Here is a 20,890-nt window from a genome sequence, read left to right as displayed (position 1 = left end):
GGGACCAATTATTTCTTGACAAACTGGGGGTTCCAGCGTTCTGATGTTTTGAGTACTGATTATTCGACTTTTAGGTTATTATCTGTTCGTCGCCCGCAAAGCCTGCTATGGCGGCATAGTAATCTGCCGTCTCCTGATTCAGATAGGGATCGTATTCCACTGTCTGATATTCTTCCGTACAGTTGAACAGGCCATTGTACTGTTCATAGACAGGCCCCAGATAAAGGCTTCTGTCCCCGGATTCCTGAATCAGGGAAAATGCCCGGTAGAGGACCTCATCCACTTCTATCTCCTCGTTCGGATGGCGATTGATATAGTGCATATTGTGGCTGTCCTCATATTCCACATCATTTGTGAACATCCGGAAAGCATATTCTGTGGCGTCGGAATAGCATGCGGTAATGGCCTTGTTCTCAGCTGTGGCCGAAACACCGCTCTCTCCCAGGCAATACAGGAACACAAAATCGGCGCTGCAGTTTAATTCCGAAGAACTGACTTCTATTTCAGTCCACCCTGCCTCCTTTGACGACAGGCCGGACACGCCATAGGCAATGGCCGCTGCTCCGATTGCCAGAAACACAATGGTCAGAATCAGCCTCAGACGCCCATGCTCTGTGGAAAGTTCAATCTTGTTCACTGGTTTTGGGTGAGGGAAGTCTCTTCCTTTCCCTCCGGTTCTGGTCTCCCTCAAATTACCCTCCCTATCTTTCCATTTTTCTTCTGACGCCGCACACGGGAGTCCTTGAACTCCCGTGCGTCTCAGAATCTCAAATTATTTTGACTTTCATATTACCGCCAGCCATAACAACAGCAGGAAGAGGACGCCGACTACGCCCAGCGTAATCAGGCCGGCAACAGCGCCTTTCTTACATGCCTTGTAATTGCGGATATAATTGACGCGCCTGAATAAAAAGGCGGCAATCAGTCCGGGTACCGGCAGGAAGAAAGACAAAAGCTTGTAGAGGAAGAATCCTGTATCATGCACAGGCGGAAGCTGAATTCCCTCCTTGGGGACAGCCGTCTCCGCCGCCTGCGCTTCCCGGGTTTTTTCGGAACCGGAAAAGGCTATGGTGATGGATTTCACCGGCTCGTTATTATCCCTGAGGGCCTTATATTCCTCTATCTCCTTTTTGCTCCCATAGACATAATGGTCGTGGCCGATGTTCACCAGTTCCGGCTGCTCTTTACTGTAATCATGCATGGAGGGGTCATAGGTATAGAGCACCTTGTTCTTCTCCAGCTGCGGATCCGGAATGGGGATAGCCGAAATCAGGGAGTGGGTGTAGGGATGCAGAGGGAAGTTGAAAAGTTCCTCCGATTCCGCGATTTCTACAATCCTGCCCTTATAAATGACGCCTATCCGGTCAGAAATGAACCGTACCACAGAAAGGTCATGGGCAATGAAGAGATAGGTAATCTTCTTCTCGCGCTGGAATTTCTTCATCAGGTTCAGCACCTGGGCGCGGATGGACACATCCAGTGCGGAAATGGGTTCGTCCGCCACCACCAGCTCCGGCTCCATGACCATGGCGCGGGCAATGCCGATGCGCTGGCGCTGTCCGCCGGAGAACTCATGCGGGTACCTGGTCAGATGCTCCGGCAGGAGCCCCACCTCATTAATCATCTTTTCCACTTTCTGCTGACGCTCAGCCTTGCTGGAAAAGAGATGGAAATTGTACAGTCCCTCCGAGATAATATAATCCACCGTCGCCCTGTCGTTCAGAGAGGCCGCCGGATCCTGGAACACCATCTGGATATTCCGAATCACGCTGCGGTCCAGGGAACGGGGAATCTTGCCCGATATACGGACGCCCTTATACAGGATTTCACCGCCCGCCAGCGAATTTACCCGGATGACGGCCCGGCCCACGGTGGTCTTGCCCGATCCGGACTCTCCCACCAGGGAGAATGTCTCTCCTTTGTATATATCAAAGGAAACGTTCTGCACGGCTTTCACCGCATTGTCCTTTTTTCCGAAAGTAATGTCTACGTTCTTGACCGACAGCAGGATTTCTCTTCCGTTTTTGTCCAGCGGGCCATGCTCGGGAAATGCGGCGGCGGTATTTGCTTTTGAATTTGAATTAAACATGGACACAATCACACCCCCTGAATATTATATGCCTGCATGAGCCTCTCATGGAGATTGCAGATAACCGCCGGCTTCTCGATTTTCGGAGCATCCGGATCCAGCAGCCACGTCTTGGCAAAATGCGTGTCGTTCACCTGGAACATAGGCGGCTCCAACAGTGTATCTATCTTCATGCAATATGGGTTCCTGGGAGCAAAGGCATCTCCCGTAATCTCATTATAGAGGGAAGGAGGCGTACCCGTGATGGAGTACAGCTCCGTATTGCGGTCCGCCAGCTGTGGCAGCGAGGACAGCAACGCCCATGTGTACGGATGGCGGGGATCATAGAACACATCCTCCACGGTTCCCAGCTCGATGATCTGTCCGCCGTACATCACAGCCACACGGTCTGCGATATTGGCCACGACGCCCAGGTCGTGGGTAATGAAGACAATCGTGTAGTTAAATTCTTTCTGCAAATCCTTGATCAGCTGCAGAATCTGGGCCTGCATAGTCACGTCCAGCGCTGTAGTAGGCTCGTCGCAGATTAGAATCTTCGGCTGGCAGGAAAGCGCGATGGCTATGACAATGCGCTGGCGCATACCGCCGGAATACTGGAACGGATAGTCGTCATAACGGGCGGCGGGATTGGGAATGCCTACCTTCTCCATCAAATCCAGAGCCTGGGCCCTGGCCTGGGCCTCGGAGCAGTTCTGGTGCTTTACGATAATCGAGGAAATCTGCTTCCCGATGGTGATGATAGGGTTCAGGGATGTCATGGGATCCTGGAATACGGTGGCAATCTTCGTCCCGCGGATCTGGGCCCAGTCCTTGGGGAACTGCATGGAAGACAAATCCAGGATGCAGCTGCCGGTCAGCTCGGTGGCTGTCTCGCTGACATATTTCACCCTGGGGGTGATGCCGTCGTAGATGCCGTTGCGCTGTGTCTCATCCTTCCAGTCGATTCCCAGCTTCATGGCCTCCCGAAAAGCATCCAGCAGCTTTTTGGTGACTCTTCTGCGGCGTATCAGGTCACCTCTGGCGACGGACAGGTAAATCTCCTTGGCCAGGGTCTCGTTCCGCTCCGAAACGGCCGGGGAAATCTCGGCCTGGGTCAGCTTGTCATACTTCGCTTTCAGCTCAGCCTCCCGCCTGGCATACTGCTGCTGGTACTCCGTGTCCCGGGCGGCAGCCTCTTTTTGTCTGCGCTGCTCTTCCTTATTACGGTTTTCCAGCTCTTTTATCTGGGCATCCAGTTTGGAGATTTCCTCCTGGGCGCGCTTTATCTCTGCCCTGTCCTTGGTGCGGTCCAGGGCCGTCCTGCGGTTGTAGACTTCCGTCCTCCGGAAGCGTAGCTCATTAAGCTCTTTCTCCTGGGCCGCCCGCTCCTCCTCGCCTATGGAGGAGCGTTCTCTTTTCTCCGCCTGCAGGGCCAGCATCTCCCGATACAGGCCGGCGCCAGGCTCCAGCTTGGAAAAAGCGTCCAGTTTTTCTTTAAAGGAAGCGATGCTCCGACGCGCCATGTCGTTCAACTGTGCGCGGGTATCCGACAATTCCTCGTCCCGGAAGATGATATGCCCATTGCTGACAAAGCCGTTGGAATCCAGCATGCCGGCAAAGGTTTTGGTAAAAACAGATTTACCCGATCCGGACTCGCCCACGATGGCAATGGACTCATTCTCATAGATATCCAGGGATATCCCTCGAATGGCCTTCAGAATCCGTCCGCGGACACGGAATTTTACCTCCAGGTTCCCGACGGACAGCAATACTTTCTTCTTATCCATAATGTACCTCCTACATATGCGTCCGGGGATCGGATGCGTCGCCCAGATTCTGTCCCACCACATACAGCACGATGGTAATGATGGAAACGATTGCCACAGGACTCCAGAATTCCAGCTCCCAGCCCGGCGTCACCATAGCCGCCTCTGCCGAATAAATCAGACGTCCCAGGGACATGTCGCTCATGCCCATGCCTATATAGGCCAGGAACACCTCGTAGGAGATATAGGACGGAAGCTCTGTGGCCAGCAGGGTCACGATGATGGATGTCATAAAGGGCAGAATATTCTTCAGGGCAATCTTGAACGTGGATGTGCCAAGACACCTGGAGGCCAGGTTATATTCCCTGTCGCGGATGATCAGCACCTGGGTACGGATGAAATACGCGATGCCCAGCCATCCCACAATCGTAAGCGCGAACACCATGGTCCAGAAAGTAGGTGAAAACAGCATGGAAAGCACCGAAATAATCAGAATCATAGGTACGTTCGCGATGATGTTGTAGACCTCCATCATGACCATGTCCACTTTCTTGGAGAAGCCCCATACCGCTCCCAGCAGCACGCCGATGACCATGTTGATGGCGGCGCAGACCAGAGCCAGGGATATGGATATCCGAGCCCCGTTCCAGACCGCGTCAAAGGTAGGCTCACCAGAGGCCCCTGAACCCAGGATCCACTTCAGGTTGAAGCCGAAATGCTCTATGGCGCCGCCGGGAGACAGATGCTTGCCGGTGGTATCCATCAGATTGGCGTAAGGGTCGTACTCCGTCACCGCAGGATAGATATAGGCGAACGCAATCACGAACAGCAGGAAGCACAATATCACGATATTAATCTTATTCCGGAAGAACACACGCAGCACGGACTTCCAGTAGGAGTACCGCGGAGCCGCGATTCTTTCGGATTCCGTGTCGCTGTGGGCCACGGGGCTGAACAGCTCCTCGGTCTTTAAGCCTGTCTTGTTTTTCAATTCCTCGTACATGTCGGTCACCTACCTTTTGATGTAAACGAAATTCTCGGATCCACGCTGGACATCAGGATATCGCCCAAAAGTATGGATACTACCGTCAGCAGCGCGTAGAACAGGGTGACGCCTACGATTACGCCATTGTCATACTTATTGATGGCCTGGGTCAGCAGATTGCCCGCGCCGGGAACCGAGTACACGCGCTCGGTGATGATGGCTCCCGTCATGGCGAAGAGGATGCTCCCCGGAATGCCGTGGACAATGGGAATGGCCGCGTTCTTCCAGATATGCTTCGTAAATATCTCCGTCTCGCTAAGCCCCCCTGACCTTGCGAACTTTACATAGTCGCTGTTCATCTGGTCGATCATATAGCGGCGCATCCATTTCATCAGATTGGCCACGCTGGGCAGAGCCAGGGATATGATGGGCAGGACGAACATCAGCTTGTTGCCGGAATCCATGTCGAACAGGGTGGGCAGCTTGAAGATGCTTCCGCCAATCGCCTTGAACAGGAAAATATATGCCAGGGACGGTACCGCGATAATAAAGATGATATACACGGTGCCGATTCTGTCCAGAAGGCCGTTTTTGAACCGGGCCATCAGAATCCCGATGGGAAGGCCCAGCGCATATGCCAAAATAGTGGAGATGATACCGATCACAAAGGAATATCCCATTTTCGACATGCTGTTCTTGTGGGTGATCGTGTGGGTATAATCATCCACGAACCTGCCGGCATACATATCGCTCAGCGCCAGGGACCCCTCCGCATATGTGGCCGTGTGCAGGTCGTCCGCACTCTGCTCCACATGCCCCGTTGGATAGCTGACCGTGCTCAGCACATAGCTGCCCTGGGAGGCGGTCATGGTCTCGAATACATCCACGCCGCGGTTCACCGTATAGGATTCTCCCAGATTCAGCGTCAGAAGGTTCTGATGAATCCAAGGGAATTTATTATCGAAATAAAGCAGATATTTGTGTTTCGTGCCGTTTCCGATAATGGCCGGAGAGAATTTCTCCCCGCCATAGAGCGGATCATGCAGTGTAAAGGTAAGTCCCCGTTTTCCGATGTCCGTGGACTCATCCACATAGTGAATGTTGTCGATGAAGAAGATTCCCGTAAAATAGGAAATGACACGGCTGATGATAGGCTTATCCCTGGTGGCAAAGATGGTGGCCTGTCCGCCGTCCTTCACTCTTCCGTTGGTCTTCTTGTCCGCGTCCAGGCGCACGACCGTGTAGCCCCCGGCCTCGTATTCCTGAGTAAACTTCTCAATATAGGCAGCCGCGGTCTCGGAGTCCTGCTCCGGCGTGGCCGCTACAAAGGCCGCGTCTTTCCTTGACTCCTCGTCAAGTTCTCCCCTTTTTATCAGCTCATTGATATATTCGGAATAGTTCACATAATCCACATAGCCGAAAGCCTCATACCGGGTCTGTTCATAGGTGATTCTCGCATTGCTCTGGGTCTTGCTGTAATTGCTGTCGCCCGCGAAGATTACGCTCCGCTCCATCAGAGAATACACAAGTATCATGATAAGAACTACCACGCAGACCGCAGAGAGTATACCTTTTATGATTCGTTGCAGTATATATTTCGCCACTTTCTTATCCCTTCCCTGAAACGCTCTTTTTTATGGAATGTATTCGTCCATTGGAATGCGCCTCTTCCATGGAATGGTATTCCCCGGTCGGAATACTATTCTTCCATGGAAGAAGCACATTTTATCGGAATGCACTTCTCCTATTTCCGTTATATAAGGAAGCGCGGAGAAGTAAGACTCCTCCGCCCTCCCGTCAGTGCTTTTGACTGGAATGATTTCCTTCCAATGGAATGCATTCATCCATTTATTCACTGCTGCATCTTAGTACAATCCAATATTCCTGTCCATGTAAGCATAAGGCTGGATGGTATCAAGGTAGGACTGCGCATCGCCATAGTCAGGGCCCCATCCGGAACCGCCGGCGTTTACGTCATAGTTCATCTCAGCGCCGTTGCTGGTACGGTAATAGCAGTCACTGTAACCTGTAGAATCCTCATATCCCACCAGGTTCACGATTACCTTTCCGCCCAGTACGCTCTCGACAGACTGCTTGAACACATTCTTCTGATTGTTCATAGACTCATTATAAAGAGGAGTCGGCGCATCGATGTAGATAGGGTTCTCAGCGGAAACCTCTACGCCCACCTGTGCCAGCTCAGCGATAGCGGCATCCAGGAACGCCACAGCGTTATCTGCATTGTACCAGCCGTCGAAGCCGTCGCCAGATCCCACGCCGTCATCCGCGGTAGGATCCCACACTTTGATGGGAACGCCGTCCGCATCCAGCTGGGCCTGCATGATCTCTCCGTAATAGGTTCCTGCAGGGAAAGTCCTGCTCTCGCCGTTGATGTCCACCGTCACCTCGTTCTCTGCGGTCAGGAACGTTCCGGGCGTATAGGAATTCCTGAGGCTGGTATATTTCAGTTCCTCTCCTACGGACGCCGCGCAATAGCCTCCGCGGTCAAATGCCATTGCCAGAGCAAGACGGAAGTTCTGGTTGCTCATAGCGGCTTTTGTCCTTTCCTTATCCTCGTCTGTCTGCGTGGAAACGCCTACGCTGGTGTCATTGTAGTTGGTCCAGGTAGCGCGGTTCACGTTCATCCAGCCGCAGAAAGTGGTAGCATCGGTAGCGCTGGTGTAATGATACAGGTCGAAGTAAGTCGCTTCCTCTCCCTCGGGAATCTCCTCACGGGCAAGCACCAGTGTGGAAGAGTTGAAGCCTGCTCCGGCAATGGTATTGTCCTTCGCCTCATTATAGGAACGAGTCGTATCGGAGCCATCGTTAAAGTAGATATTCACAGCATGGGTGTTCACCGCCTCCGGATTCCAGTACTCGGGGTTGGCCGCATAGCTGGTCACATTCTGCTCGGTGTAGTTGGTGATCAGGTAAGCGCCGCAGTATGCGATGTTGCTGGGGCTGGTGCCGTAATTGCCGGGAGTGTACTCATCGCCCTCCGCGGAGAAAGTGCCGCCCTGGGACTTATAGAAAGAACGGTTCAGGGGAGCAAAGCAGCCATATCCCAGCATGGTCAGGAAAGCAGGGAACGGAGCTTCCAGTGTGTAGACAAGCGTGTGGTCATCCACAGCCTCAACGCCTACCTCAGAGAAGTCCGCAATCTCGCCGTTGACCCATGCGTCATAATTCTTGATGCCGCAGCCGCCGTCGGCGCTCATCAGATAGCCCAGCTCACCGTCATTGTCAGCCAGATGCTGCAGGGAGGCAACCCAGTCGTCAGCGGTCACTTCGCCCAGGACACGGCCCTGCTGATCCACCCAGTTCACGCCGGGACGGATGTGGAACGTATAAGTCAGGCCGTCCTCGGAAACCTCATAGCTCTCAGCCAGAGCGGGCTGCTGCTGGTTCAGTGAGTCATACTCCAGCAGTCCTGTATATGTACAGGCAACGAAGTAAGAGTCACTGGTCTGGCTGGTGGCAATCACGTCCCAGGTGGCCAGCTCATAGCTGCTGGCAAAGTTATAGGTATCGTTCAGCGTATAGCCCTTCTCATCCAGGAAAGCTCTGGCGCTGTCAAGCCATGCGTCCGCAGACTCCGACCCTCCCCAGATGGAAATCAGTTCCGCTCTGTCCTCGGATTTCAGCAATTCATTGGCAACCAGTACGTTATGCCATTTGTACTCGTCCAGTCCCCAGAGAACGGTAGAGATGCTGCGGGGCACCACGCGGGTCATGGCATAGGCGCCGCCGTTGCTCTGAATCGGCAGGAATACGCCGGACTCCAGGAGTTTCGCCTCGGAAACAGCCATCAGGGCCATGCGCAGGTCAAGATCATCCACCTCCTGCTTCGCCGCCTGATAGTGCTCGTTGAATTCGCCCAGGTTGTAGTCATACAGGGCATCGGACTTCTCATCATAGCTCATGGCGTCGATGGCAGCCCAATCGGGTCCGGTATACACACCGTCCTCCGCGACTTCTCCGCCTTCGCTTTCCTCAGTGGATTCGCCGGCATCTTCCGCACTGCTCTCTTCTGCGGCGCTGCTCTCCCCGCTGTCTGCAGCCGATGATGAATCAGCAGATGATCCGCTATTGTCATTGCCGCAGGCAGCCAGACCGAACACCATAGAGGCTGTCAGCACACATGCCAGCACTTTTTGTGCTTTGCACTTTTTCATAGTCTTCCTCCTTCTTTACTTTTTAAAAATGTTGAAAGTGCCATAACTATAACTGTAAGCCGTTTTGATTCGTATACCGTCTTGTGAATACTTGTATACAATGTACCGGTGTATACAGTTATCGTAAGATAGTATAAATTACACTCAGCCTGCGAATGATGCCCGGATAATCCCATAAGAATCCGTCATAAGCGCACGGACTGTACAGTTCCTTTATACTATTCTCATCCCGGAATCTGTGCGGAGGTATCGCTGCGGCATTGCATAGGAATCTGGACTTTTGGAAAACGGCTTGATATAATCCGGCTTACAAAAAAAGAGAAAGAGGTGTTGAGAGTATGCCATCACTAAAGAGAATCACACATAAAAACGGGAGGGTCGTCTATCGTATCGTCATCTGTCTTGGATATGACAGCCAGGGCAATAAGCTGGTCAAGAATTTGACTTATTCGGTCAATCAGTCTGCAAGCACAAGGCAGCAGGAGAAAGAAGCGCTGAAATACGCCATGGATATGGAGGACAGACTGAAATACGGCTGCAGCTGCAATTCAGCGAAAATATCATTTGAGAATTTCGCCGGTAAATGGCTGGACAGTGTGAAAGAGGAGCTGGCTTATGGCACTTATGTGGGATATGAGCAGCTGCTCCGGAGCAGAATCCTCCCCTTTTTCAAGGCATATAAGCTTGCCTGCGTGAGGACATCGGATATCGAGACCTTTTATGGGATGCTGGCTGACGAATATTCCGCCGGGACGATCCGGCGCTACGCGAATGTGCTCAGCTGCATTTTCCAGACTGCCGTGCGCTGGAATATCCTGGATGGGAATCCCTGCAGGGATGCCAGAAAGCCCAAGCAGAAACAGAAGCAGGAGCTTCGCTATTTTACGCCCCGGCAATCCCTGATTTTTCTGAAATCCCTTAATCTGTCCTATCCGGCAGAGAGCAGGGAATATACTGTACCGGTCCAGTTCAGGGTCTTCTTCATGCTGTCCATCTTCTGCGGATTTCGGAAAGGGGAGACTCTTGCGCTGAATTGGGAGGATATTAATTTCGAGACCCGGGAGATATCTATTACGAAAGCCATAGGCAGAACCCGGGAGGGATTCGGCTATAAAGCGCCCAAAAGCCAGACAGCTGTGCGCAGGGTGCCTTTCCCTGAAAGCATATTGCCTGTGCTGACGCAATATCGTCAGGAATACAATGCTCTGAAAAAGACTATGGGCAGCAGGTGGAGCGGAAACGGCAATCTTTTCATCCAGTCGGACGGAAAACTCATGGGGCATACGACTACCTATCAATACTTTGTAAAACATCTGAAACGCTATAACCGTTGGGTGGAGATACATCCGCAGGAGGCGCGGCAGGAGGGGCTGGAGGCGCTTCCCGCCATCCCTCTTCATGGTCTGAGGCATTCCTGTGCGACGCTTTTGAACTATCTGGACGTGAATATCGTAGATATCTCGAAATATCTGGGCCATGCCAGCTGTTCCACCACAATGAACATCTATGCCCACAGCTTTGAGGAACAGAAGAGGGCGGCCAGCGACAAGCTGAACGCATTCATACAGACAAATATCTGAAAACCTGTTGCCGTACGATTATCATACCGAAATCAATTCCGCTTCATTTTTACGAAAAATGGCATAATATGCGTTTTGCATATTTTATAAAATTCTCGCATTCCTGTTTTGGCACTTTTTCTGAAATGTTTGTCGGAATATATTTCATATCGTTTGAATAAAGAGGAAAAATAAAGATAATATGGGTGAAAATGACCAAAAACGTTTGGCATTCTATACTACAATTCACTGTCTTGTGTTAAGAAATAGACAAAAAAATCTTGACAATTACAGAAGTGTAATTTATACTAAATTGGACTGGTATTATGCCGCGTTTTATTGTATACAAGTATTCAATGCTGCGCGTATCATATCCAGGATTACAAATATAGGAGGAAAAAATCATTATGAAAAGAAGAAAGCTACTTGCTCTTCTGCTGGCATCCGCCATGGCCATGAGTATGGCGGCCTGCGGAAACGGCGGCACGCCGACAGAGAGCAGCGATTCGTCAAGCCAGGCTGAATCTGACGAGGCGCCGTCATCCGATGAGGGTTCGGAAAGTGCCCCCCCAGATGAGGGTTCTGCCGCGGCAGGCGACGGCACTTACGAGAACAAGGTCATCATGGGCAACACCACCGACCTGACCGGCGATTTCCGCTATCCGGGCTGGGGCACCAGCTCCGTGGGCGCGTCCGACCAGGATATCGGGCGTCTGACCATAGGATACGGAACCCAGGAAGTGGCGGAAGACGGCAATCTGGTGTGGAACGACACTGCCGTAAAAAGCCACACGAAGACGGAAAACGAAGACGGCACAGCCACTTTCACCGTGGAAATCAACGAGGGGCTGACTTTCAGCGACGGCACGCCCATCACCGCCAAGAATTACCTGGTAAGGGCTCTGGCTTTTTCCAGCCCCGTTGCCATGGAGGCAGGGCATCCGGGCATGGCAGGCAATGCATTTATAGGATTTGATGAATTCCATGCCTACACAGGCGAAGAAGCGGAGGGCACTTCCAAGGAGTTCGCGGGCGTCCGCCTTTTGAGCGACTACAGCTATTCCGTGACGGTATCTTCCGATTATTATCCCTATTACTTCGCCTATACTTATGCCGGTCTCGACCCCTATCCCATGGGCCTGTTTTTGGGTGAGGGCGTGGATATCGCAGACGACGGCAACGGCGCATATCTGACCGGGAATTTCTATGAAAAGGACGGCGACAGCTTTGTAAAGGCAAAGGAAATCGAGGAGAACCGTTATGATCTGACCAAGTATCCTTTCTCCGGCCCCTATGTGGTCTCCGACTGGGATGCCTCCACAAAGCAGGCCACCCTGACCCTGAATCCCGAATTCAAGGGCAATTACGAGGGACAGACTCCCTCCATCGAGACCATTGTCTATGTGAAGCTGATTCAGGAAACCCAGCTGGAGGAGCTTACCAGCGGCGGCACCGATATCCTGGGCGAGGTCACAGGCGGCAAGGACACCACCGCTGCCCTGGCAGTGGTGGACGGCGAGAATTTCTCCGAAGTCCACTATCAGAGAGCCGGTTACGGCAAAATCCAGTTCGACTGCGACTTTGGTCCTACCATGTTCCAGGAAGTGCGCCAGGCAATTGCTTATCTGCTGAACCGTACCGAGTTCTGCCAGACCTTTACCGGCGGCTACGGCGTGGTGGTGGACGGCCCTTACAGCCCTGACCTTGGTCCCTGGAAAGCGGTACAGGATGACGTCGAGCTAATTGATTACTCTTTCTCTCCCGAGACCGCGAAAGCGCTCCTGGAGCAGGGCGGATGGATCTACAACTCCAAGGGGGAAGACTTCGTGGAGGGCGCTGACGGAGTCGATGCGGTCCGTTACAAGAAGCTGACCGCCGAAGAGGCGAACGCCCTGGACGGCGCCAATAAGACCTACGCTTCCGTTTCCAACACAGACGGCGTGACCTATGAAACTGTAGAGATCGGCGGCGAGTACTATATGCCTCTGGCCATCAACTGGTTCGGTTCCACTCCCAACGAAGTGACTGACCTGATTTCCACCACCCTGGCCAACAGTTCCGACCTGGCAGCGGCAGGCATGGTAATCCGTTCCACCACAGGCGATTTCAACAAGCTTCTCGGTGAGATCTACCGTGAGCCCAGCTACGGCTACAATGGCGTTCCCACCTATGGCATGTACAACCTGGCTACCGGCTTTTCGGCGCTGACGAACCTTGACACTTCCTATCAGTGGTCCCATGACCCTGCATGGTTCACCAACTCTTCCAACAAGCTCTATGACCCTTATGACCTGGACTTCCCTTATGACCTGAAAGGCGAGAAGCTCAGTTATGAGGCTGCCGTGGAAGCTTCCGGCGACAAGCTGGGCATGGACTATCTGTCCATGGCAATGGTATACAATGCCGCCACGGAGGATGAGTTCAACCAGTGGTACATGGGCTACGTAGAGAGATGGAACGAGCTGATGCCCGATATCCCTCTGTACTCCAATTACTACTATGATGTCTTCAATTCCAAGATTGAGAATTTCCATACCAGTCCGTTCCGCGGTCCGGCTGCGGCTCTTCTGTACGCAAATGTAAAGGGCTTCTAAACGACAGGTTTGAGATTTGGAGTGGGGCGGCCGTCAAGACGACTGCCCCTTTTTACATCATTATCAGAAATGGGGTATGATATGGGCAAGTATATACTGAAAAGGTTTGGCTATATGGTTGTAGTCCTCCTGATTCTCTCCTTCCTCATGTTCTTCGTGTACTCTCTCATTCCCTTTGACCGGGCCGTGGCCGAGGCGGAACCTTACAGGAAAGGGCTTAAGACCACGGAAAACGCCACTGAGCTGTACCTGGCAAGGATAGAGGAACTGAGAAAAGAGCTGGGGACGGATCAGAATGTGTTGGTGCGCTATCTGGGCTGGATCGGCCTGGGGCCCATCAACGGAAAGTACAACGGAATTCTTCAGGGGAACCTGGGATACAGCTACGAATATGACAGGCCGGCGAAAGAAGTTCTGGCCGATCCGCTGAAAAACACTGTGTTCATCAATATTTTCGCCACGGTTCTGGGGCTGGGCATAACGATTCCCCTGGGCATCTTCTGTGCCGTCCACAGGGGCAGCAAACGGGATACCGCCGTCCAGGTGGGCACCATCATCGGCTACAGCATCCCGGGCTTCATCATCGCAATCGTATTCATCTGGATTTTTGCCATCATGCTGAAGTGGTTCCCGGTCTCAGGCATGAAGACGCCGGGTTCCAGTTATACCGGCCTTGCCGAGCTGAAAGACCGACTGTATTATATGGCGCTTCCTCTGATTGTCATGACTTTCTCTTCTCTGGGCGGCATGACCCGCTATGTTCGGGCTTCCATGTCGGAGGCGCTTTCCCTTGACTGCATCCGCACCGCCAGGGCCAAGGGCCTGGCAGAGAAGACGGTCATCTACAGCCACGCTTTCCGCAACGCGCTGATTCCCATCATCACGCTGGTAATCGGGTGGTTCGTAGGCATTTTTTCAGGGTCTATCGTAATCGAGAATATCTTCGGCCTGAACGGAGTAGGCCGCATTTATATACTCAGCCTGAACAGCAAGGACTTTGAGGTGGTTCTGCTGCTTCAGATGTTCTATGTCATCCTGGGGCTTTTGGGCAACCTGATTGTAGACATCGCCTACGGGCTGGCAGACCCCAGGGTCCGCGTGAATAAGTAAAGGAGGGACAGATTAACATGAAAAGTTTCACACCTTTCCGCTGGCTGTACAGGATGTTCAACGGAGCATCCCGAACACTCCTTGGCGGTTCCAGGGAACTGACAGTTGCCGACGAGCGCTATGACAGTCCCTCCAAGCTGGCCGTCAGGCGTTTCTTCCGCAAGCCCCTGGCTACCGGCGCGGTCATCATCCTCGCGGGGATGTTCCTCTTCGTCTTCATCGGCTCGGCCATCGCGCCGGCGGACCTGACAGAGACGGGCAGCGAGATGCTGCACACCAATATGGCCCCTACCCAGAGCCTGATGAAGCTGCCGGAGGGCATGAAAGACGGTGTGGTGGATATCTCCTCCCGGGGCACGTTCACTATCGGCGTGGACACGGAGGGCAAGGTATCCATGTGGGGCCAGTACGTGAATATCTCCGGAGACCCGGCCAGGGACGTGATGAATATCCCGGAGGAAGTAAAGAACAGCAAAATCGCTCATGTGGCCGCAGGCTCGGACCACTGCGTGGCCATCTCCCAGGATGGACATGTCTATGCCTGGGGCGAGTACGACAACGGACAGTACGGCCTGGAGGGCTCTATGATCGCCTCTGCCAGGAAAGAGCCGGACGAACTGTTAAACGGCACCATAGACGCCTCCCAGGTACGGCAGCTCATCTGCGGCAATCAGGTGACGGCCATCCTCATGGAGGACGGGACCATCTACGCCTGGGGCAACGACGGGCTCTCCGCCACCAACCTCTCCTCTGTCATCAAGCATGGCAAGAATGAAAGCAAAATCGTCAAGCTGGCCTTTACCAATGACGGCATCTACGGAATCGATGAGAACGGTTCTTTTGTCTGCGGCAAGAGCACCAAGTACAACATCATCAGCGTGCCGGACGAGAGCGGGCGCGCTGTGAGCACCGACCTGTTCGAATACATCAAAGACCGCAAGGTAGTGGATATCGCCGCTTCCGGCAACGCGCTGGCTCTGGTGCTGGATGACGGCGAAATCGTAGTCAGCGGCATGAAAGAGCCCCTGCCCGAGCTTCCGGAGGGCGAAAACGCGGTCACTGTCTCCGGCGGAACCAGGCATTTCGTGCTGACCACCGACCAGGGCAGGGTCTACGCCTGGGGGCAGAATTACCGCAATCAGTGCAATATCCCTGCAAAGCTCACTGAGGCCGGGGCCGTGGACACCGTATATGCCAGCGGCTTCCAGAATTATGCTTTCAAGGATGGGAAGTTCGTGGACAGCTGGGGCTTAAAAGGGTATCTTATGGGCACGGACGACATGGGCCGCGATGTGTTCAACCGCATCATGAACGGCGGCAGGATGACCATGACGGTAGGCGCCGTGGCCGTCATCGTCTCCACCATCATCGGCATCATCATCGGCTGTATCTCCGGGTACTTCGGCGGCGCCGTGGACATGCTCCTGATGCGGCTGACGGAAATCGTGGGGGCCATTCCTTTCCTGCCCTTTGCCCTGTGCCTGTCCGCCATCTTCCAGGGCTCCGACATACACGAAGACACCAGGATAGTCATTATCATGCTCATCCTGGGCGTACTCTCCTGGACCGGGCTGGCCAGGCTGGTAAGAGGACAGATTCTGGCGGAGCGCGAAAAGGAATTCGTCACTGCCGCCCGCTCCATGGGCGTCAGGGAGAAGAGGATTGCTTTCCGGCATATCCTGCCCAATATCGTGTCCGTCATTCTGGTGACGGTGACGCTGGATTTCGCCAGCTGTATGCTGACCGAATCCTCCCTCTCCTACCTGGGCTTCGGCGTACAGCTCCCCCGCCCTACCTGGGGAAATATGCTGGACGGCTCCCGCAGCGCTCTGGTAATACAGTCTTTCTGGTGGAGATGGGTGTTCCCCGCGCTGTTCCTTTCCATAGTGGTAATCTGCATCAATATCATCGGCGATACCCTGCGCGATGTGCTTGACCCGAAATCGGAGGTGGAAAAATAATGGCTGAACCTTTGCTGGAGGTGAAAAACCTTCGTACATTTTTTAAGACCAGGAACGGCACTGTAAAGGCCGTGAATGATGTTTCCTATTCTATCTATCCGGGCCGGACACTGGGTATCGTGGGCGAATCGGGATCCGGAAAGAGCGTCACTGCCATGAGCGTCCTGCGGCTGCTGGATGCCAACGGCTATATCGCAGGCGGCACGGTGACTTTTGACGGGCAGAATCTGGCCAAGGTATCTACTCAGGAGATGTACCATATCCGGGGCAACCGGATTTCCGTCATCTTCCAGGAGCCCATGACTTCCCTGAACCCGGTTTTTACCATAAGGCGCCAGCTGTCCGAGCCTTTTATGATTCATCAGAACATGAAGAAGAAAGAGGCCGAGGCAAAATGCGTGGAGATGCTGAAAGCCGTGCAGATTCCCAATCCGGAGGCCGTGGCGCGCCAGTATCCCCATCAGCTTTCCGGCGGCATGCGGCAGCGGGTAATGATTGCCATGGCTCTGGCCTGCAAGCCGGACATCCTCATTGCCGACGAACCTACCACTGCCCTGGACGTGACAATCCAGGCCCAGATTTTGAAGCTGATGAACGATCTGCAGAAAGAGAACGGGACAGCCATCATGTTCATCACCCATGATCTGGGAGTCATCAACGAGATGGCTGACGATGTCGTAGTCATGTACTGCGGGCAGGTGGTGGAACAGGCCCCCGCGAAGCTGATTTTCGCGGACTGCAGGCAGAGCCACCCCTATACGGAGGGGCTGATGTTCTCTATTCCCCGGCTGAACGATGACCGGGCAAAGCTTGACCCTATCCCCGGCGTGGTGCCCCATCCGCTGGATCTTCCCAGGGGATGCAAATTCGCGCCCCGGTGCAAGTACTGTACACAAAAATGCGTGGAGGAAGAGCCCTCTCTGGAGCAGATTGCGGAGGGGCAGCTGATTCGCTGTTTCTATCCGGATAAAGAAGAAAGGAGGAGTGACGCACATGGGAAACTCACAGTCCGAAAATGAAATATCACCCGCAGAGAAAGCAAAGCTTACAAATGGCAGGCCATCCACGGCAGCTTCTGCCGATCACGGAACCCCGCCGGAGGCAGGGGCGGCTGCCGGGCATGCACCGTCCCGGGAAAAACTGCTGACCATCACGAACCTGAAGAAATATTTCCCCGTGGCGAAGTCCTCCCTTTTCACCAGGCAGATGTATGTCCGTGCCAATGAGGACATCTCTATCGACATCTACCGCGGCGAGACTTTCGGCCTGGTGGGCGAGTCCGGTTGCGGCAAGTCCACGCTGGGCCGGGTGCTGCTCCAGCTCTATGAGCAGACTGCGGGCAGCACCATGTATTACGGGCGGACCCTGGAAGAGGTGGCCCCCGGCTATGTGATGGATACGCTCTCCCACGCGGAAAAGTATATCGAAAAGTACCATAAGGCCCGGGCCCATGCGGAGGAATTGACGAAAAAATGCGATGAGCTCGGGGAAAACGCCACTTTTTTCGATTTGCAGAGCAAGAACCTGGCTTTGTGCGATGCCCGGACGGCGCTGGAGGGCTGTGCCAAGATTCTGGGGGGATTCATGGTGCGCGAGACTCGCAAAGGCGCTTCCCTGTTGTCCGACAGATACAGGCTCGCTTTCCAGGCTGCGGCTCTGGCCGCTCAGGCGGAAGATATCTCTCTGAAGATAGACGTGAAAGAGGGACTGTTGGAGGAGATTCCACCGGAGCAATCAGAACAGAAAGGCCGGAGCATTCGGGAAAAGATAGATAAGTTGACGCAGAAGCGAAATGCGCTGACCGCGCAGCAGGGAAAGCTCCTGGAAGCGGCCGCGGAAATCGATGCGAAGATCCGGCAGCTGAAAGCCCCCTATGAAAAGGATTCCGAATTTGCCAGGTACGAGTCCATGCTGGATGACGGCGTAGACCTGAAGCGCCTGAAATACAATGAAATGCGCCATCTGCGCAAAGACCTGCAGATCATCTTCCAGGATCCCTATTCCTCCCTGAACCCCCGCATGACCGTTGGGCGCATTATCGAGGAGGGGCTGGTGACCCACAGGTTCTTCAAGGCCGGTTCCCGGAAGATGCAGGAGTATGTGTTCAGGGTGATGAATTCCTGCGGTCTCCAGAACTATATGTACAACCGTTATCCCCACCAGTTCTCCGGCGGGCAGAGGCAGCGCATCTGCATCGCAAGGTCTCTGGCCGTAAAGCCGAAATTCGTGGTCTGTGACGAGTGCGTGTCCGCCCTGGACGTATCCATCCAGTCCCAGATCATCAATCTGCTGCAGGAACTGAAAGAGCGAGAGGGCCTGACCTATCTGTTCATCTCCCACAATCTGTCGGTGGTGCGGTACATCTCAGACCGCATCGGCGTCATGTACCTGGGCAATATGGTAGAGGTGGCGGAGACGGACGAAATCTTCAGCGACCCGCGCCATCCTTACACCATTGCGCTGCTCTCTTCCATCCCCACAACGGATCCGGACAGCCTGACCAGGCAGCGCATCATTCTGGAGGGGAATATCCCCAGTCCCATCAAGCCGCCCTCCGGGTGCAAGTTCCATACCCGGTGCTTCATGGCCTGCGACAAGTGCAAGGTGGCTCCGCCTCCGCTTACGGAGGTGAAGCCCGGGCATTATGTGGCATGTCATTTTGCGGAACAGCGGAAAGTGGACGAGGCGGGGAATTATCTGTTTGACGTTAGTCTCACAACGGTACAACGATAAAACAGGTATGAGGCAAAGCAGTATTTTGCCATAGAGCAGGGGTTTCTGAGGCCGGGAAGAATGTCCCTGCCTTAGAACCCCTGAGCCATACCTGGAGACATTTGTGATAAATTTTGCAAATAAAACCTACTTCTGGAACAAGAACGAAACGGAGGGGCAACGCTATGTGGAAAGCCTGGCGGAGAATACCAAAGGATATAGATTCGGAAAAGGAGAAACAGCTCAGAGAGGAACCTCTGGAAAAAGGGGATTTGCCTGCTATGCTTCTGGCATCTGTCATAACCGTCTTTCTACCGGTTCTTCTGATTCTGCTGCTGCTTGGCGGAGCCTGTTATCTATTGTTTGTCTGGCTGTAAGACGGGATATACAAAAGCGAAAGCATGGGCATTAACCGCCTTATCTGATTTAATTCAGTCGGTAATGGTAAATCAATGTGCAGTTATTATAATAAGTATTAGGGCGAGGCGCGTGATTGTCTTCCATTTTCGTTATATCAGGGTTCACGGAGCGGAATAAAACATGAGGGATTCCCGCCAATTGACGCGAATCCCTCATGACAGTATTTTATGAAAACAGAAGCTATCTGACAGCAGCTCCTTTCTCACTGCACATGAAAAGCCGTAAGCCCGGGATATTCCGCAGCTGCCTCCAGCTCTTCCTCAATCCGCAGCAGCCGGTTATACTTGGCCACTCTGTCGCTGCGGCAGGGGGCGCCGGTCTTGATCTGCCCGGTGTTCCAGGCTACGGCCAGATCGGCGATGGTAGTGTCCTCCGTCTCGCCGGAGCGGTGGGACATGACGGCTGTGTAATTGTTCTTGTGGGCCAGTTCCACGGCCTCGAAAGCCTCCGTAAGGGTGCCTATCTGGTTCACCTTTACCAGGATGGAGTTGGCAGTCCCAAGCTTAATGCCTGCCGCCAGGCGCTTCTTGTTGGTGACGAAAAGGTCATCGCCCACCAGCTGCACCTTTCCGGCCAGCCTCCCTGTCAGCTTCTGCCAGCCGTCCCAGTCGTCCTCCGCCAGGGCGTCCTCGATGGATATGATAGGAAAGCTCTGGGTGAGCTTCTCAAAATAGGAAATCATCTCGTCCGTGCTGCGGATGACTTCCTCGCCTTTTAAGCTGCTCTCCCCGGGGAAGTGGTACATGTCTGTTTTTTCGTTATACAATTCACTGGATGCCGCATCTATGGCAATCCACACGTCCTCGCCGGGCTTGTATCCGGAGGCCCGGATGGCATCCACCAGGAATGTCAGCACGCTCTCCGCATCCGGCAGATCCGGCGCGAAGCCGCCCTCGTCACCCACTCCCGTGGACAGCCCCTTGTCCTGCAGAAGCTTTTTCAGATTATGGTAGACTTCGGCGCAGATCCGCAAGGCATCGGCAAAACTGTCCGCGCAGATGGGCATAATCATGAATTCCTGAAAATCCACCGTGTTGGCGGCATGCTTTCCGCCGTTGAGGATATTCATCATCGGCACAGGCAGCAGATGCGCCCCAGCTCCGCCCACATAGCGGTAGAGCGGCATGGAAAGCGCCTTGGCAGAGGCCCTGGCACAGGCTAAAGATACGGATAAAGTGGCGTTGGCGCCCAGGTTCTTCTTGTTCTCCGTGCCGTCCAGCTCTATCAGAAGCCTGTCTATGGCAATCTGGTCCATGGCGTTCTTTCCTGTCAGCGCCGGTGCTATCTTCTCGTTTACATTTTTCACAGCATGCTGGACGCCCAGGCCGAAATACCTCGGCTCCCCGTCCCGCAGCTCCACGGCCTCGAACCTGCCTGTGCTGGCGCCGGAGGGCACGGCGGCGGTGCCGATATAGTACTGCCCGTCGGCGCTGCTTTGGACGAAGACATCGGCCTCCACCGTGGGATTCCCCCGGGAGTCCAGAATCTCTCTGGCATGGACAGACTTGATTTCCAGATATGTGATCATATGAAATTCCTC

14 protein-coding genes are annotated in these 20,890 nt (G+C 53.8%); 7 read left to right on the top strand and 7 right to left on the bottom strand.

The annotated features are described in order from the left end of the window. Positions 1-70: 70 nt before the first annotated feature. The 6 genes from NFS35_RS10785 to NFS35_RS10755 form a co-directional block, all read right to left on the bottom strand. Positions 71-691: a hypothetical protein gene (locus NFS35_RS10785; RefSeq protein ID WP_251207131.1), complete on the bottom strand. Its 621-nt coding sequence runs from the start codon at positions 689-691 to the stop codon at positions 71-73. Between the two features lie 93 nt (positions 692-784). Then, positions 785-2,089, bottom strand: a complete 1,305-nt coding sequence (locus NFS35_RS28995) for an ATP-binding cassette domain-containing protein (RefSeq protein WP_275564678.1) — start codon at positions 2,087-2,089, stop codon at positions 785-787. Positions 2,090-2,097: 8 nt separating this feature from the next. Next, on the bottom strand, positions 2,098-3,855 hold the full coding sequence (locus NFS35_RS28990; protein WP_275564677.1) for an oligopeptide/dipeptide ABC transporter ATP-binding protein: 1,758 nt from the start codon (positions 3,853-3,855) through the stop codon (positions 2,098-2,100). 10 nt (positions 3,856-3,865) lie between these two features. Then, entirely contained in the window at positions 3,866-4,837 is a 972-nt protein-coding gene (locus NFS35_RS10765) for an ABC transporter permease (protein WP_251207130.1), read from the bottom strand. A 5-nt stretch (positions 4,838-4,842) separates the two neighbouring features. After that, a complete protein-coding gene (locus tag NFS35_RS10760) occupies positions 4,843-6,423 on the bottom strand; it encodes an ABC transporter permease (protein WP_251207129.1) in 1,581 nt (526 codons plus the stop codon). Positions 6,424-6,684: 261 nt separating this feature from the next. Next, on the bottom strand, positions 6,685-8,994 hold the full coding sequence (locus NFS35_RS10755; RefSeq protein WP_251207128.1) for an ABC transporter substrate-binding protein: 2,310 nt from the start codon (positions 8,992-8,994) through the stop codon (positions 6,685-6,687). A 338-nt stretch (positions 8,995-9,332) separates the two neighbouring features. Between NFS35_RS10755 and NFS35_RS10750 the strand changes: the two genes are divergently transcribed. The 7 genes from NFS35_RS10750 to NFS35_RS10720 all read left to right on the top strand — a co-directional run bounded on the left by NFS35_RS10750 (position 9,333) and on the right by NFS35_RS10720 (position 19,307). Then, positions 9,333-10,574 carry a tyrosine-type recombinase/integrase gene (locus NFS35_RS10750; RefSeq protein WP_251207127.1) on the top strand — a complete coding sequence of 414 codons (1,242 nt, stop codon included), beginning with the start codon at positions 9,333-9,335 and terminating at the stop codon, positions 10,572-10,574. A gap of 386 nt (positions 10,575-10,960) precedes the next feature. Continuing rightward, positions 10,961-13,147 carry an ABC transporter substrate-binding protein gene (locus NFS35_RS10745; RefSeq protein WP_251207126.1) on the top strand — a complete coding sequence of 729 codons (2,187 nt, stop codon included), beginning with the start codon at positions 10,961-10,963 and terminating at the stop codon, positions 13,145-13,147. 81 nt (positions 13,148-13,228) lie between these two features. Next, positions 13,229-14,257, top strand: coding sequence for an ABC transporter permease (locus NFS35_RS10740; RefSeq protein WP_251207125.1), 1,029 nt, complete (start codon positions 13,229-13,231; stop codon positions 14,255-14,257). Positions 14,258-14,274: 17 nt separating this feature from the next. Then, positions 14,275-16,218 (top strand): ABC transporter permease subunit, encoded by a 1,944-nt coding sequence (locus NFS35_RS10735; RefSeq protein ID WP_251207124.1) that lies wholly within the window; start codon positions 14,275-14,277, stop codon positions 16,216-16,218. Continuing rightward, positions 16,218-17,237 (top strand): ABC transporter ATP-binding protein, encoded by a 1,020-nt coding sequence (locus NFS35_RS10730; protein WP_251207123.1) that lies wholly within the window; start codon positions 16,218-16,220, stop codon positions 17,235-17,237. Before NFS35_RS10735 ends, NFS35_RS10730 begins: the two co-directional genes overlap by 1 nt. Then, positions 17,212-18,951: an ABC transporter ATP-binding protein gene (locus tag NFS35_RS10725; RefSeq protein ID WP_251207122.1), complete on the top strand. Its 1,740-nt coding sequence runs from the start codon at positions 17,212-17,214 to the stop codon at positions 18,949-18,951. The genes NFS35_RS10730 and NFS35_RS10725 overlap by 26 nt, the downstream gene beginning before the upstream one ends. Positions 18,952-19,115: 164 nt before the next feature. Continuing rightward, positions 19,116-19,307 carry a hypothetical protein gene (locus tag NFS35_RS10720; protein WP_251207121.1) on the top strand — a complete coding sequence of 64 codons (192 nt, stop codon included), beginning with the start codon at positions 19,116-19,118 and terminating at the stop codon, positions 19,305-19,307. A 245-nt stretch (positions 19,308-19,552) separates the two neighbouring features. Here NFS35_RS10720 and eno read toward each other — a convergent pair whose 3' ends face one another. Continuing rightward, positions 19,553-20,878 (bottom strand): phosphopyruvate hydratase, encoded by a 1,326-nt coding sequence (eno, locus tag NFS35_RS10715; protein WP_251207120.1) that lies wholly within the window; start codon positions 20,876-20,878, stop codon positions 19,553-19,555. Positions 20,879-20,890: the final 12 nt, after the last annotated feature.

It is taken from the genome of Acetatifactor aquisgranensis, assembly GCF_943193215.1.
GTDB classification, from domain to species: Bacteria; Bacillota; Clostridia; order Lachnospirales; family Lachnospiraceae; genus Acetatifactor; species Acetatifactor aquisgranensis.
The sequence above is the reverse complement of the archived record's forward strand: the minus strand, read 5'-3'. Positions and strand labels throughout refer to the sequence as shown.